This is a genomic window from Candidatus Competibacteraceae bacterium, assembly GCA_016699715.1.
In the GTDB taxonomy this organism is placed as follows: Bacteria; Pseudomonadota; Gammaproteobacteria; order Competibacterales; family Competibacteraceae; genus Competibacter.
The window spans coordinates 134270-150452 of record CP065007.1 but is presented as its reverse complement, the minus strand read 5'-3'; the positions used below and the strand labels follow the sequence as shown (position 1 = coordinate 150452).

At 62.4% G+C, this 16183-nt stretch carries 12 protein-coding genes; 4 read left to right on the top strand and 8 right to left on the bottom strand.

All coding sequences use genetic code 11. From position 1 onward, the window contains the following. Nucleotides 1–14 precede the first annotated feature (14 nt). Entirely contained in the window at nt 15–902 is an 888-nt protein-coding gene (locus IPM89_00705; GenBank protein QQS54428.1) for an amino acid ABC transporter permease, read from the bottom strand. Nucleotides 903–1278: 376 nt separating this feature from the next. Continuing rightward, a complete protein-coding gene (locus IPM89_00700; GenBank protein QQS54427.1) occupies nt 1279–3858 on the bottom strand; it encodes a PAS domain S-box protein in 2580 nt (859 codons plus the stop codon). 620 nt (nt 3859–4478) lie between these two features. Between IPM89_00700 and IPM89_00695 the strand changes: the two genes are divergently transcribed. Further along, on the top strand, nt 4479–4721 hold the full coding sequence (locus tag IPM89_00695) for a hypothetical protein (protein QQS54426.1): 243 nt from the start codon (nt 4479–4481) through the stop codon (nt 4719–4721). Nucleotides 4722–4761: 40 nt separating this feature from the next. Beyond that, the gene (locus tag IPM89_00690; protein ID QQS54425.1) at nt 4762–5532 is read left to right on the top strand and encodes a zinc-dependent peptidase; all 771 of its coding nucleotides are present in this window, start codon (nt 4762–4764) and stop codon (nt 5530–5532) included. Here the strand turns inward: IPM89_00690 and IPM89_00685 are convergent. From IPM89_00685 to IPM89_00675, 3 genes are read right to left on the bottom strand one after another with little or no spacing between them, the layout of a single operon-like run. Further along, nucleotides 5529–6020: a protease complex subunit PrcB family protein gene (locus IPM89_00685; GenBank protein QQS54424.1), complete on the bottom strand. Its 492-nt coding sequence runs from the start codon at nt 6018–6020 to the stop codon at nt 5529–5531. The genes IPM89_00690 and IPM89_00685 overlap by 4 nt on opposite strands. Continuing rightward, on the bottom strand, nt 6017–8644 hold the full coding sequence (locus IPM89_00680) for a S8 family serine peptidase (protein ID QQS54423.1): 2628 nt from the start codon (nt 8642–8644) through the stop codon (nt 6017–6019). The genes IPM89_00685 and IPM89_00680 overlap by 4 nt, the downstream gene beginning before the upstream one ends. A 27-nt stretch (nt 8645–8671) precedes the next feature. Then, complete coding sequence (locus tag IPM89_00675; GenBank protein QQS54422.1) at nt 8672–9157, bottom strand: hypothetical protein; 486 nt, start codon at nt 9155–9157, stop codon at nt 8672–8674. 79 nt (nt 9158–9236) lie between these two features. Here IPM89_00675 and IPM89_00670 point away from each other — a divergent pair, with 79 nt between their 5' ends. Then, nucleotides 9237–9851, top strand: coding sequence for an NUDIX domain-containing protein (locus tag IPM89_00670; GenBank protein QQS54421.1), 615 nt, complete (start codon nt 9237–9239; stop codon nt 9849–9851). Here the strand turns inward: IPM89_00670 and IPM89_00665 are convergent. The 3 genes from IPM89_00665 to clpB all read right to left on the bottom strand — a co-directional run bounded on the left by IPM89_00665 (nt 9848) and on the right by clpB (nt 15578). Next, entirely contained in the window at nt 9848–10354 is a 507-nt protein-coding gene (locus IPM89_00665) for a hypothetical protein (protein ID QQS54420.1), read from the bottom strand. The genes IPM89_00670 and IPM89_00665 overlap by 4 nt on opposite strands. Nucleotides 10355–10465: 111 nt before the next feature. After that, a complete protein-coding gene (locus IPM89_00660; protein QQS54419.1) occupies nt 10466–12811 on the bottom strand; it encodes a trypsin-like peptidase domain-containing protein in 2346 nt (781 codons plus the stop codon). Nucleotides 12812–12983: 172 nt separating this feature from the next. After that, nucleotides 12984–15578 carry an ATP-dependent chaperone ClpB gene (gene clpB, locus IPM89_00655; GenBank protein ID QQS54418.1) on the bottom strand — a complete coding sequence of 865 codons (2595 nt, stop codon included), beginning with the start codon at nt 15576–15578 and terminating at the stop codon, nt 12984–12986. Nucleotides 15579–15770: 192 nt separating this feature from the next. On the opposite strand from clpB, the gene IPM89_00650 reads away from it, so the two are divergent. Continuing rightward, a complete protein-coding gene (locus IPM89_00650; GenBank protein QQS54417.1) occupies nt 15771–16178 on the top strand; it encodes a YjbQ family protein in 408 nt (135 codons plus the stop codon). The last annotated feature ends 5 nt before the right edge of the window (nt 16179–16183 follow it).

Genomic DNA, 16183 nt, shown 5'->3' with positions numbered 1-16183 from the left:
TCGTCGGCTCGAAGTCAACGATGGTGATACCGGCCCAGTCGCCGCTCCAGCCACCCGAACAGCCGCGCCAATCCGAAACACAGCAGAAAATACAGCGCCGCCACCGTCAGCCAGACTTCGAACACTCGCCCCGAAGACACAGCCAGTTCCGTACCGGTGAAAGTCAATTCCTGAATGGAAATCAGCGAAATCAGCGAGGAATCCTTGATCAGCGCAATGAACTGCCCGGCCAGCGCCGGGACCATCTTCTGCACCGCCTGCGGCAACACCACCTCGCCCATCACTTGACCGGAATGCAGCCCCAGCGCCCGCGCCGCTTCCCACTGTCCTTTGGGAACCGCCTCGATGCCGGCACGGACGATTTCGGTCACGTAGGCACCTTCGAACAGCGCCAGGCAGATCAGCCCGGACAGGAAATTCGGCAGCAGCTCCGGCGGACCGAACAGCCAAGCCAGCACCCGCAAGGTTTCCGGTGCGACCCCGGCGATCCAGTTCTCGATATCCAGCAAGGGCATTAACTGACCGCTGATGAAAAAATAGAAGATAAAGATGAATACCAGCGGCGGGATATTGCGAATCAGTCCGACATAGGTCCAGCCGAGCAGCCGAAAAAACAGAACGTGGGTCACTCGACACACGCCCATCATGCCGCCGATCAGCGCCGCCAGCACCCCACCCCACAACGCCAGTCGCACCGTCGCCAGAAAGCCCTGGCCCAGCAGATTCAGCACCCAATCGCCCTGCTCGGTATCGTAGCGGATGAAGTAGCCGGGAATCAGCCGCCAGTCCCAGTTGTAATGAAAATGGCTTTGCGCCCGGTACAGCACGTAGCCGATCAGGCCGAACACCACAGTCAGCACCAGCGCATCCAGCCAGCCGAAACGAAGTTTGGGTGGAGACATGATTCAACCGCGCCCGGCGCCATGCACCGGCAGGCGGCGTTCCAGCCAACTGACCAGCAGCGACAAACTGACGGTCAGCACCAGACACAGCGCCGCCACGGTGAACCACGGCTCGAAGTTCATTGTCATGATTTAATTCAATTTAATTTCATAGTGCTTGAAAGTCCCCTCAACTCTCCTTTGACAAGGGGAGTGGCGAAGCCGAGGGGATTTCTCACTCACATTCAACCACGCCCGGCACCGTGCATCGGCCAGCGGTGTGCCAGCCAACCGGCCAGCGGCGATAAGCCATGGATCAAGCCATGGATCAAGGCCGGTTTCCGTTTTTCCGCTAGAGCCCACCCTTGCGGGCGGTGGAAAACGACCGGTAGCGCGGTCAGGAATCCATGGTTGGAGGAACGGTCGCGGAGCGAATGCCGTACCGGCGTCCGTCCGCCCTGATGGCGCCGATGTCATTGAAGATAGCCACATGGTTGATGGTCTGGCCCTTGGCATCGCGCAGCAGGGTCAATCCCAGCCATTCAGGATAAATCTCGCCGTTCTTGCGTCGGTTCCAGATTTCTCCCTGCCAATGACCCACTCGTTCCAACTCCACCCACATCGAAGTGTAGAACTCCCGGTCGTGCCGGCCAGAAGACAGAATATTGGGATTCCGTCCACGTACATCTTCCAATGAATAACCCGTCACCCGGGTGAAGGCCCGATTGACCGAAATAATGCGGTTCTTGGCATCGCTGATCAAAATCCCCTCGGTGCTTTGTTCGTAAACCGCGGCGGCCAGCAGCAGCTCCCGCTCGGTCCTTAACTGAGTGGTGATATCGTGGGCCATGATCATTTTGGCGCGGCGTCCGCCCCAATCGAGGGTGTGGGAAACGATTTCGACATCGATCCGCATGCCGTCTTTCTTGCGATGCTTGCGCGCTTCGGACCGCACCAATCCCTCTTTAACCTGGGCGATGCTTTCCAGCAGGCCCGGAACATCCTCGGGCGGGCGGATATCGGCGATGGTCATCGCCAGGAATTCGGCGCGGCTGTAACCATAATGATCGATGGCGGCATCATTGACGGCCAGGAACCGCAAGGTCTCCAGATCGTACACCCACATCGGTACCGGATTTGCCTCGAACAACAAGCGGTAACGGCTTTCGCTATCCCGCAACGCCGCCTCGGCCTGCTGGCGCTGGCGTTCGCGTTCGAAACTATCCAGCGCGAAGGAAACTTCGGCGACCATCTCGTCCAGTAGCGCGGTCAACTCCAGATCGAAGAAGTCAGGCTCGGAGGCAAACAGATTAAGCGCGCCCACCACCACGCCCGCCCGCTTCAACGGGAAAACCGCGCAAGACCGCACTCCGGCGGTCGCCATCAGGATCTGCCAGTCGGGCGCTTCCTCGCCGCTATCGTAGAACAAATCGTTGCCGACCCAGTGCGAGCCGCTGGCCAACACCACTTGCGCCGGCCGGTACGGCAGGGCGGCGCCGTCCGACTCGATCATCGGGTCCAGCGACGCCAGTCGCCCGCGCAGCTCGCCGTAAGCCGCCACCACGCGCAACTGCTGGGTATGCGGGTCCCGCAAACCGATCCAGGCCCCCTTGAGGTCGCCACACTTGACCGCGATGCGACATACTTCCTCGAATAATCCGTCGGTCCCCTCGTTGTGCAGGATGGTCTGACTGGTCAAGTTCAGCGCCGCGTAAAATCGGGTGATCCGCGCTAGGCGCTGCTCGGCCAATTTGCGGCTGGTGATGTCGTCGATCACGCTGATGAGGTACTCCGGCTGCCCGCCGGCGTCCCGCACCAACGACACCGTGAGATCGATCCACACGACCGTGCCGTTCTTATGCAGATAGCGCTTTTCCATCGAATAGGTCTGAATCTGACCCGACAGAATCTGGTTCACCAAATGCTGATCCTTGTCCAGATCGTCGGGATGAGTAATGTCCTGAAAGTTTTTTTGCAGCAGTTCCAGACGCGGATAACCGATGATCGCGCACAGTCGGTCGTTGACCCGCAACCAGCGGCCGTCGGGCGCGACATGGGCAATGCCGACCGCCGCCTGCTCAAACGTGCCGCGGAAACGCCGCTCCCGCTCGGCCAAGGCGGCTTCCGCCTGCTTGCGCTCGGAAATATCGCGGACCACGGACTGATAGTAGCGGTGTTCCCGACTGGTCAGGGGGCGCGCGCTGACTTCGACCGGGAACGTGGCACCACCAACCCGTCGCTGGTGCAAAACCTCGAACAACGCTCCGCCGGCGGCGGCCACCCGACGATAATCGTGCTCCACCGCATCCCGATGGGAGGGCGCCCGCAGCACACTGACGTGCTGTCCCTTCAACTCCTCCGGACGGAGGCCGTAATAATTCCACACCTGGTCGTTGGCTTCGATGATGGTGCCGTCCTCGCCCAACAACAGCACGACATCCAGCGATTGCTGGGCGAGTTGCTCGTAGCGATGCTGGAGATTGGCGCGTTCGAGTTCGTCACGCAGGTGCTCCAGTTCGAAGCGTGACTTGGCGTTCTGCCACCACAGCAGAATACCGGCGGCACCGGCGCTCAGCGCGAACAACAGCACGAAACCAATCCACAGCGCCAGCCAGCGGATACGAGCCAATTCGTCGTAACTCAGGTTCTGGATCGCTTCACGGTAGGCCATGGCACCCAGTATCGCAACGATCATGATCAGGGCCACCGGCACCACGACCAGCGTCAAAGCGGTTCGAAGAGTGGAAATGGCCCGGCCAATCCGGTCGCCCGCCACATCGCGTTCGACTTCGAAGCGGTGCAAGGTCAAGTACAGCAGCAGAGCGGTCACCGCCACGAAAAACCAATCCTTGGCGGTTTGTATGCGAGTCAGCGCCACCGGATCGACGCTCAACCACAGAACGAGCTGATCGGACCCGAAGATCCAGAACGCCGCGACCAGCGCGTAAGTAAATGCCAAAAACAACGATTGCGACATACCTATCCACATGCAGAGACAATGCTCGATCCATCACGGATCATGCCGCCCGGCGGCGGGCGGAATCCTGTGACTATAGACAATCGTGGAAAGGGTTGCCGCCCACCCCTTGCCAATCCGACGCGGCAAGGATTCGCGTCACCGCCTCTTCGGACCCGCCCGGCACGGCCGAACCCACCCGATCGATCTTATGGCGACTCCCGATATCCGCTCAACGCTTGCCGGAAATAGACCCGGAACCCATAATTCTTACCGACGAAACTGTCGGACGCTGGCCGGATGCTCGCCACCATCGTCCAGCCTTGCCGGCTCATCGGGAAAACACCGCGCCATGCGGCAACGGGTTCATCGCTTCAAACCGCTGGTAAAATGGAACCGACACGCACGGTAGCGGTATCCCGCATGCAGCGCGGATTGCCCGGCGGCGACCGTAATATCGTTTCCCGATAGGTTTTGTTCTTTTCGGAGGCCAATAACCACCCTGTTCGTCATACCCGCGAAAGCGGGTATCCCGTTTTTCAGCGGCGGCCTGGATTCCCGCATTCGCGGGAATGACGAAAACCTATTCAGAATTGGTATAACACCCCCTCACGGCGGCATGCCTCCAACGGAGCTTCCCCATGCAACGCAGCGACATCCTGGCTTTTCTGGTTTCCATCGGCATCACCGGCTCGCTGCTCTGGGGATTGGTGTACTTCATCGACGCATGGTGGACACGACTGCCCAAGGTCGTCGCCCTGAGCATTTGCATCCTGCTGGCGGTGGTGACGATCGGCTACCCCATCTACGCGCTGGCGCGCTGGTCGGATCGCTATCTGGCGCGGACGCGGGAAACCAAGGCACAAGGGGAGCGGAAGGATTAGGCGGGAACCTCGCCACACCTCGACAACGCCGAGCGACCTGATGTTTGCCCTGTTGCGGAGCTGGCTGCGCCGCCGCCGGCTGGAGCGAAGCCGCATTCCGGCAACCACATGGCGGGCGGCCGTGGCGACACTGCCGCTGGTGGAGCGTTTGAATCCGCCGGAACGGGAACGGCTGCGCGATTTGGCGACACTGTTCCTGCACGAGAAGGCGCTGGACCCGGCCGGCGATTTGGAACTGACACCCGAGATGGGGCCGCGCATCGCCGCCCAAGCCTGTTTGCCGATCCTGAATCTCGGACTGGACTACTACCGGGGTTGGAGTTCGGTGATCCTCTACCCCGAAGGGTTCCTGGCCCGGCATGAATACACCGATCCGAACGGTCTGGTCCACAGCGTCCACCGGCCGCTGATCGGCGAGGCCTGGGAGCGTGGACCGGTGATCCTGTCCTGGGCTGACATCGCGGCCAGCGCCACGGAGCTGGGCCACAACGTCGTGATCCACGAAATGGCCCACAAGCTGGACATGCTGACCGGCGAGGTCAACGGCCTGCCGCCGCTGCACCGCGACATGAAAGTGTGGGACTGGAGCCACGCCTTCAACGAGGCGTACCAGCGGTTGTGCCAGGAGGTGGAGCAGGGCCAGCCGACAGCGTTGGACCCCTACGCCGCCGACAGCCCCGGCGAATTCTTCGCGGTGATCAGCGAAACCTTTTTTACCGCGCCCGAGCGGGTGATCGAAACCTACCCGGAGATTTACCGGCAGCTTCAGGCGTTCTACCGGCAGGACCCACTGGCCCGACCCGACGGCTAGCGGGTACTTTCCAGCCGTACCCGGCCTTCCGGGTCCAGCACCGCGATCCGCGCGAACGGCACGGCCGGAACCTTGAGCGCAAGGCAGGGGCTGGTCACGACCTGCGCTTGCCGATAGCCCGGCGGCGGCTCGCGCCAGTCCACCCGCACCGACAGCACGCCATCCCGCACGGTCGCCGATTCGCCCGCCAGGCTCAGGCCGTAACCGGCCGACGGCCGCGTGCCCATCGCAACCAGCAACACCCCCTCCCGGCTGAAATCCACCGGTGGCGGGGACGACTGGTTCATTTGCGGGCTGGTGATCCGCCCATGCCAGGACCGCCACTCCGCCGCGCTGACGATCCAGATCACGGCGGGGCGTTCCAGGCCGCCGCACTGGCCGCTGCCGTATAACGAGGCCACCGACAACGCCACATCTTCCCCGGCGCCGGTTTGGGCACAACCCGAAATCAGCGCCAACGCCGCCAGCATCCAGCCCGACCGACTCATCGCGAGCCACCGACTCGCTTGCCCGCACCGCGCCGCATCCCGGTTTCGCGCCCGGCGGTCTGGGTGCCCGGCAGCTGCACGGTGAACCCGCTGACAAAATCCAGGCCGCTCAGATCCCGATCGACCTCGATGATTACCGGCGCGTCGAGAGTGAGATAGGCGCCGCAGGACTCGCCCGCATCGCAAATCAACAGATCGTTGTTGACGTCGGAACCGGTGAAGAGCTGGTAGGCGCCGGCCGGGATGTCCGACAGGCTGAAGGTGTAACCACCGTCCGGCTGCAACTGCCCGGCCACATCCTTCACGGTCTCGCCGCTCTCGGGCTTGACCAATAGCACATATTGCTGCCCGACCGAACCGGCGCTCAGATGGTGGGCCACCTGCATGATGACGTTCACCGGAATCGTATTGACATTGGAGCGAAAGGTCATGGTCGCGCTGTACACGCCATCCGCCAGATTTTCGCGCTGTACCGCAACCGTGTAGCTGCCGGTGCCGTCGGCGTTCACCTGAATCGGCGTCACGCTCAGCCAGCCGCCGGAATCTTCGCTGGGCGGGTTCACGCTCAAATTGCCGCCGCCGCCGTTGAGCACCGTCAAGGTCTGACTATCGAGGCTAATGCCAAAATTCAGCGCCGCCGGACTGATCGTGAGAATTGGCATCGGGTCCACGGGTCGCCCCGCGCTGTCGGCGGCGGCAATCACCGCCTTGTAGGCATTAACCAAGCCGTAACCGAACTGGTCGTCCCGGCCCGGCGCACCCAAATCCTCGGTCAGCGCGCCGCTGGCCAACAGCGTGTCGATGTCCTGGGGCCTCAGATTCGGCGCGGCGGATTTCATCAGCGCCAGCACCCCGGCCACATGCGGCGTCGCCATCGAGGTTCCCTGCCAGATGACGTAATCGTTGACCAAGGTGCCGCTGCTGTCGCTGGCGACCGTGCTAAGCACGCCGTCCGGCTTGCCGTCGCCGTTCACGTCGCGGGCGGTATTGCCGCCGGGCGCGACCACACTAACGGCGGTTCCAAAATTGGAGTATGGCGCCCGCTCCTTGTTGATATCCACGGCACCGACCCCCAACACACTGGGAAAGGCCGCCGGATAGAACGGCGTGCTGCTGCCATCGTTGCCAGCGGCGGCGACGATGACCACACCGGCGGCGCGTGCCTGATCGTAAACCGCTTGGGTGGCCGTGGAGAAACCGGGACCACCGACGCTAAGGTTGATCACATCGGCGCGGCGCGGCGGCACGGTGCCGGAGTCGTTGGGCAAACCGGCGGCGTAGCGCACGGCCTGTTCGATATCGTAATCGGTGCCACCGAAGCGCCCCAGGGCGCGCAAGGGCATGACCTTGGCCCCAAAGGCGACACCCGCGCCACCAACGCTGTTATTAGTGGCGGCCGCCACCGTGCCGGCAATGTGAGTACCGTGGAAGGAACTGCCGCCGCCGGGATTGGAGCGATCGCCCGGATCGTCCGGATTGGAATCGATACCGTCGCCGTCGCCGGCGTTGCTGGGATTGCTGATGAAGTCGTAGCCTTCCACTAACTGCCCTTGCAGGTCGGGATGGCTGAGCACAACGCCGGTATCGATCACCGCCACGATCGCATCGGTACCCGTGGTCAGATCCCAGGCTTGCGGCAAGTTGATCCGCGGATAGTGCCACTGGAATCGGTATAGCGGATCGTTGGGGACGAACTGCGCGCGGCGGATGTAGTTGGGTCCCACGTCCGCGACCTCTGGATCGCGCTTCATTGCCTTGATCGCATACAGGGTTTCCAATTTCTCCCGCGGAAGCGGATCGGCGATCTGGAAACCGCCGGGGAAACGGGTCTGAGTGACGCTGGCCCGCTTTTGATAGGCCACGATCCGCTTCAGTCCCGCCAAATCGACCAGGGCATTGCGCGGTTTGGATTCCGCCGGCCGATCCCCCATCGAGCCCAGCGCCCGCAGCTGAGCCCGCAAACCATCGCCTCGCACCGCCGCCGGCCGAAAGCGGGTAATGGCCTCGCCCGCGATGAAGGGATCGCTCAACCGCATCCCTGTCGCGGTCGATGCCAGCGCCTGACCGACGGTCAACACATAATTCGACGCGCCGCGATCCGCGGTCACGACCAGCAGATAATCGCCGCTCGTAGCCACCGTCAGCGATTCCACCCGGTTCTGGCTGATCGCCGCGTCGAGGATGTTGCCGTCGAGATCGGCCAAGCTCAAATCCAGATCGTTCTGGATGCCGTCGCCGGCGATTTGCAGGCTGATCTGCTGACCGGCCAACAGCTTAATCTTGTACACATCGCTCGCATCGCCGCCGCCGCGCGATCGTCCCGCCGGTCCAGCGCCGGGCTGGTTGGCGTAGCCACCGAGGGTGACCGGGTTGGGAATCGGCTGGGGATCGGCGACCGAATCGTTGGAATGGTAGGGCGCCAGCGGATCGTTGACATCGCTGTCCGTGGCGACGCCGGAAGCCGGCCGCACCGTACCGCTCAAGGTGAACCGGGCGGCCGGCGGCGTAGGCGTAGTAGGCGTAGGCGTAGGTGAATCGTCACCCCCATCGCCCCCGCCACACGCGTGCAGCAAAACCGCCAATCCCACGACCCGGAACGCCCGTTTTAAACGTTCAGGTTTCATGCTTGCTCTCTCTGATAACGAGCGACGCTACCAAAAATCGTCCAGCTTCGCCCGCTCCCAAGTGGCGTGCAGAACCTGCCAATCATCCCGGCCTCGACGGATCAGCGCGAAGTCGAAGCGGTAAAGATCGGCATTCAGATCGATCAGTTGGTCGGCGCTGGCCACCGGCCGACCGGCTAGCGCCGCCGCCACACTGACCGTGGCATGATCCGGGTCCGTGAGCACGATGTCGCGAATCCGGGTGAACAAATGGATGGACTGATGGCGCAGGACGTGCAGGCGGATCAGGCTTTCCACCGCCTTGCGGTCGAGACCCTGGGCATCGCTGTAATCATCCGCGATCAGCGCGCGCAGATCGCGCATGTTGCGCTCCTCAGCCGCGACCTGAGCCCGGGCGATGAATTGGCGGATTTCGGTCTCGGGGGAATCGGCCGGGCGCGAGCAGGCCGTCATCGCCAGCACCAAGACCACCCAGACCCATGACCGGCCACCGTATCGAGTTATCATTGCCATTCGGACCTCTCCGTTACTCTTGGCCGGCTGACCGCCGGCGACAAGCTGGGCCATTCTTTCCATCCGCGCGGGACCTGCCATGAATCACCAATTTACCATCCTCGACAAGATCCTTTGCTATCGCGGTTTTTTCCGCATGGAGCAATACCGGCTGAAACACGAACTGTTCGCCGGCGGCTGGAGCCCGGAAATTACCCGCGAGTGTCTGGAACGCGGTCATGCGGTTGCGGTCCTGTTGTTCGACCCGGATCGAGATCAAGTGGTTTTGCTGGAGCAATTCCGGGTCGGCGCGATGGAGTTTCCCGGCGGTCCCTGGTTGCTGGAGATCGTCGCCGGCATCATGGACGATCCCGCCGAAACCACCGAGGAAGTGGCGCGGCGCGAAACCGAGGAGGAAGCCGGCTGCGAGTTACTGGAATTGATGCCCATCTGCCACTATCTGGTCAGCCCCGGCGGCACCTCCGAAAGCATCACCCTGTTCTGTGGCCGGGTGGACACTTCGACCCTCGATCCCGGCATTCGCGGGCTCGCTTCCGAGCATGAAGACATCCGCTTACACCTGGTCTCCCGTGCCGAGGCGCTGGAGTTGCTGCATACCGGCCGCATCAACTCGGCCGCGCCGATCATCGCCCTGCAATGGCTGGAATTGAACCGGCCGAAACTGCTGGCACGTTGGGGACTGGCGCCGGCCTAGATCCCCAACCGGCCCAGGTCGGGATCGGGCCGTGATCGCTCCCAGATCAGGCGAAACAGCTCCAGCAATTCCTTCATGCGCTCGCGGGGCTCTGGCTCATAGCCGCCGAGCAGGCGACGCGGATCGCTGAAACGCAGCAGCGCCCGTTCGTCGGCGATGACGAACGCCTGGCTCAGTTCCGGCCGGTCCGGGATTTCGGGCCGGTTCGGGGTACGCAGCAACAGCGCGCTGCTCAGTCGCTCGCTCAGTCGCACCAGCCGGGGACAATCGCCGCGCCATTCCCTGGCGGGCGGCAACACCAGATGCAGGCGTGTCTTGGGCTGGCTCACCACCCGATCGCGGATGGCGTCGAGCACGTCGGGATCGTCGTACAACTCGGGACGCACCAGAGGCGTGTACCACACCAGCGCCCGCCGCAGGCCGCCAAGCAGGTCCAGCAGGGCGCGCCGGCTGTCGTCCAGTCCGTTCAGCATCGTCGGGGCAAATCGTTCGTCATTCGCCATCGCCGTTACCTCGCTGTTTGGGATCGTGAAACACCACCTATCCGAACACTATCGATCAATACCGGGTATCGCTCGAACTGCCTGAGCTGTCGCGGGTTACCCCGCGCCATATCATTCCGACATCGACCGCGATCCGGTAAACGAGACAATCACAAAGTTCTGATGGGGCTCGGCCCAGCTCAAGACGACGCTGCCGCCGGCTTGCGGGAAATCAAGCAGGCGATACAGACCGCTGGCCCCTTGCAGGAACTCCACGCCCAGGGTGGTCACGGTGAAGTTCACATTGGCGAACTCCACGCCGTCGGCGAAGGCCCGCAGATTGTGGTTGCCGTTGCCCAGCCGGTTCCAGTTGAAGGTGTAGCCAAAGCCGTTGTTATCGTCACCGCAGGCCGCCACCGTGTCGGGTCGGGTGGTACCGTAGGCCACCCGTTGCGACGCACCGCCGTCGATCTGGATTTCCACGGTGCTGGCCTGGCAGATCCAGCCCCGGATCAGGCCAATGCCGCTTTCGAAGGAACCCTGTTGCGGGCTTTCCAGATGAGCGGATGACCCGGCCCGTGTGGTGACCGTCGTCGTTGATACCGTGGCTGCTTTGCTGGCCCCGGAAATAACGAAGTTCTGATGCGGTTCGGCCCAGCGCACGGTGACAGTACTGCCGGCTTGCGGGAAGTTGGGCAGGGTGTATTCGCCGCTGGCTCCTTCCAGATACTCCACGCCCAGGGTAGTCACGGTGAAGTTGACGTTGGCGAACTCGGCGTCGTCGGCAAAGGCTCGCAGATTGTGGCCACCGCTACCCAGGGTGTTCCAGTTGAAGGTGTAACCAAAGCCGTTGTTGTCGTCGCCGCAGGTTGCGACCGTGTCAGGCCGGGTGGTGCCGTAGGCCACCCGTTGCCGCGCGCCGCCGTCGATCTGGATTTCCACCTTGTTGGCTTGACAGGCCCAGCCCCGGATCAAACCGATGCCGCTCTCGAAGGAATCCTGTTGCGGGCTTTCCAGATAGGCGCCGTTACCGGACGAATCCAACCATTGACTGACTGAAGGGTAAGTCAAATCGAAACGGCCATACCAATCGGGCGCTGTCGAGTCCGAGCACGATGAAGCGCCGCCATGCAGATTTCCGACAAAAAGTTGCTGGTCGTTTTGCTCACCAGTTATAGCGAAGATGCCGGACCCGCTACTCCCCTGTTCGGTGACACCCTGCGACCAAGTCACCTGAATGTGGCTACCAGTGCCATTGACTGGAAAACCAAGGGGCGCATATCCGTCGGCGCTGCCTTGACTCCATTTTTTCAAGTCACCGCTGGGATGGTGGATGCCCGTGACCGTCAGCCCGGTCGGATTGGTCGTGCTCCAACCGGCAAATTGTATGCCCGGCAAGTTGCTGATTTGAGTATCCCGCAAGCGCAGGAAGGTGAAATCGCTGTTGGCGCCGGTGGCGAGCAGGTCGGCGCCACCGGTAAAATGAGTGACGGAAGTGGGGTCCGGTCCTCCGCAGACCGCGCGTTCGAAAAACCAGTAGCTATCGATAGTATTGGCGATGGATTGCGTCGACAGGCAGTGGTTCGCCGTCATGAAATAAGGAATCCAGCCACTGGAATCGTTATCGTTGAGCAAGGTTCCCGTACATAAATAGCTGCCTTCGGTATCGCTGAACAGGATTTTGGCCACTGCGGCGCTTAAATTGTCGGGCACCGTGTCGCGGCATTTGATGTCGATGTTGCAAGAGCCGGAGCTTCCAATTTGAGAAAGAATCTTGGTCTCTGGATATTGGAGCGAATAAGTGAGATGTTGTATCTTCGGCGCCCGAATCGGAAACCCGCCTTCAACCGAAGCTGGCAGGTAAATCTCCACCCCGGCGGTTTCCCCCTCGATGACCGGTGACCAGAACAGAGCCGGCGCCGATTCGGTATCCGCTGAATTTCCCACTGCCTGCTGAGCACGGATGGATCGAGTCGTAAAGGGTCCGAAGGTCTCGGAATCTTCGCTCCCGAAAAAGCGCAGTTCCGCGTTCTCGGGCAGCCCATTCAGCTCGATCCCCACCCGAATCGCCCGCGCGCCCGGCGAGGTGACCGAAAACGCCGCGACCTGCCCACCGCCCGGCAGAGATGCCCACGAGAGCGACGGAGACAAATCCTCCTGGTAAGGCTGCGGCATCGCGCGCGCAAACCCAATCTTCAAGGGCTGATCCTTGCGCTGTGTCGCGAGCGCGGCTTTCTCCTCCGTCACCGTGACGGCATCCAGCACAATTTGCAGTGGAATCGTGGTCACGCTGTAATCCTGCTTGAGTTGCTTATCGAGAACACTCATGGATGCCTTGCCCGCTATCGGCGGCGAACCTCCGCCCACCGAGGCGGCGTAACCTTCGGACACGATCAGCGCCAACAACACGAACGCGGCTATCGCATGCAATAACCGCGGGGGGCATTCGAAGGGACTGTGCTTTTCTGCCGTACTCACGACCATCTCCTGTCCGCTGCACGCGCGGAATCGCGCGAAGATTGGGAACTTTAACAGACTCACCTTAACAGCAGCTTATGGCCGCTGGCACAGCCAACCGGGATCAATCCGCGCGGGACTCTCGCCTGCTCGCTGCTTGATTCAAGCGAAAGTCCCGGTTGCGAAGCTCGCCCTATTTTTCCAGCCGCACACCGCCCTTGCCGAACGTCAATCCCTCCTGACCGGCGTCCACCGCCACCGTATCGTCCGGCCCAAACTCGCCGGCCAAGATCCGCCGCGCCAGCGGATTTTCCAGCTCCTGCTGGATCGCCCGCTTCAGCGGCCGAGCGCCGTAGACCGGATCGAAGCCGGCCTCGCCCAAGCGGTCCAAGGCGGCCTCGGACACCTCCAGCCCCATTTGCCGGTCGGCCAGCCGCCGGCGCAGATAGCCGACCTGGATACCGGCGATGGCCCGAATCTGTTCGCGATCCAGCGGATGGAACACCACCACCTCATCAATGCGGTTGATGAACTCCGGCCGAAAATGATCGGCCACCTGCGCCATCACCATGCTCTTCATCAACGGGTAGTTGTCCTGCGCCGCCATCTCCTGAATCATTTGCGAACCGAGATTGGAGGTCATCACGATCACGGTGTTGCGAAAGTCCACCGTGCGGCCCTGCCCGTCGGTCAGGCGCCCGTCGTCCAGCACCTGCAACAGCACGTTGAACACATCCTGGTGGGCCTTTTCGATCTCGTCCAACAGGATCACGCTGTAGGGCCGCCGCCGCACCGCCTCGGTTAAATAGCCGCCCTCCTCGTAACCGACATAGCCCGGCGGCGCGCCGATCATCCGGGCCACGGAATGCTTCTCCATGAACTCCGACATGTCGATCCGCACCATCGCTTCCTCGGTGTCGAACAGGAATTCGGCCAGTGCCTTGCACAGCTCGGTCTTGCCCACCCCGGTGGGGCCGAGAAACAGGAACGAACCGTTGGGCCGGTTGGGATCGGACAGGCCGGCGCGGGAGCGGCGAATGGCGTCGCACACCGACTTGACCGCCTCGCCCTGACCCACCACCCGCCGTTGGATGGCCTGCTCCATCCGCAACAGCTTGTCGCGCTCGCCTTCCAGCATCTTGGAGACCGGAATGCCGGTCCACTTGGACACCACCTCGGCAATTTCCTCTTCCGTGACCTTGTTGCGCAGCAGCTTGAAGGTGCCGTGCTCGGCGGCGCTGACTTGGGTGAGCTTCCGCTCCAGTTCCGGAATGCGGCCGTAGCTCAGTTCCGACATCCGCGTCAGATCACCGGCGCGGCGGGCGGTCTCCAGGTCCAGTTTTGCCCGCTCCAACTCCTCCTTGACCTGGGCCGCGCCGTGCAGCGCCAGTTTTTCCGCCTTCCAAACCTCCTCCAGGTCGTTGTACTCGCGCTCCAACCGGGCGATTTCCTGCTCCAGCAGGTCCAGGCGTTTTTTCGACGCCTCGTCGTCTTCCTTCTTTAGCGCCTCGCGTTCGATCTTGAGCTGGATCAGGCGCCGGTCGAGCCGGTCCATTTCCTCCGGTTTGGAATCGATCTCCATGCGGATGCGGCTGGCCGCCTCATCCACCAAGTCAATCGCCTTATCGGGCAAATTGCGGTCGGTGATGTAGCGATGCGACAGCGTGGCGGCGGCGACGATGGCCGGGTCGGTGATGTCCACGCCGTGATGGACTTCGTAGCGTTCCTTCAAGCCGCGCAGAATCGCAATGCTGTCCTCGACGCTCGGTTCGTTGACCAGTACCTTCTGAAAACGCCGCTCCAGCGCCGCGTCCTTTTCGACATACTTGCGGTACTCATCCAGGGTGGTGGCACCGATGCAGTGCAGCTCGCCGCGCGCCAGCGCCGGCTTGAGCATGTTGCCGGCGTCCATCGAACCCTCGGCCTTGCCGGCGCCGACCATGGTATGCAACTCGTCCATGAACAGAATGATCCGCCCCTCCTGCTTGGCGAGATCCTTGAGCACCGCCTTCAGCCGCTCCTCGAACTCGCCGCGAAACTTGGTTCCGGCGATCAGCGCGCCCATATCCAGCGCCAGCACCCGTCGATTCTTCAGACCTTCCGGCACCTCGCCGTTGACGATACGCTGGGCCAGACCTTCGACGATGGCGGTCTTGCCCACGCCGGCCTCGCCGATCAGCACCGGATTGTTCTTGGTGCGGCGGGCCAGTACCTGGATGGTGCGGCGGATTTCGTCGTCGCGACCGATCACCGGATCGAGTTTGCCCTGCTCGGCCCGCTCGGTCAGGTCGATGGTGTATCGTTCCAACGCCTGACGCTGCTCCTCGGCGTTTTGCTCATCGACCTTCTGGCCGCCGCGCATGGCTTCGATGCCGCGCTCGATCAGACTCTTGGTCGCACCGGCCTTACGCAGCAGCGCACCCAGCTCGCCCTTGTCCTCCAGCGCCGCCAGCACGAACAGTTCGGACGAGATATAAGCGTCCTTGCGCTGCTGGGCCAGCTTGTCGGTCAAATTCAACAAGCGTGACAGGGCGTTGGAAATCTGCACGTCGCCGCCAGCGCCTTCCACCCGTGGCAGGCGGTCCAGCGCCTCGCCGAGCTGGGAACGCAGCAGGTTGACGTTGACATCGGCCTGGGCGAGCAGCGGCCGCACCGTGCCGCCATCCTGGTCGAGCAGGGCCACCATCACATGCGCCGGCTCGATGAATTGGTGATCGCGGCCCACCGCCAGACTCTGGGCGTCGCTCAGGGCTACCTGGAATTTACTGGTCAGCTTGTCCATACGCATGGATGCTTTACTCCCGTGACAATACAATTTGCCTATGAATTTGGCGGTGGTTTGGGGGAATTCAAGGGCGACCGGCATCGCCGGCACGCTTCTTTTCCAGCACGCTCGCGCGAAAATCCACGGACTGATGCCCTCCACGCCACCGGCCGCCAACAGCCATCAGCGCCGACCATCACCGGAGGTCCTTATCCCATGCATCAACAGCTCCATTTCAGCACCCGCCAAGCCCAGGAACTGCTCGATATCACCGAACAAGTGCGCGCCGCCGCGCGCGACAGCGGGGTCGCCAACGGTCTGATCAATGTCTACGCCCAGGGGGCGACCGCCGCCATCATGATCCAGGAAAACTGGGACGCGAGCGTACCGACCGACGTGCTCAACCTGCTGCGCAAGCTGATTCCGCCGGGCGTCTGGCTGCACGACCAGCAAGACGGCAACGGCGACGCTCACCTCAAGGCGGGTTTGGTCGGCCCGTCCGAGACCATCCCGATCATCGACGGCAAGCTGGGGCTATCCACCTGGCAGGGGATTTTCTTTTGCGAGTTCGACGGTCCCCGTTCGACCCGGACCGTGGTCTGTACCGTGCTGGCGGCGGATTGAACCCG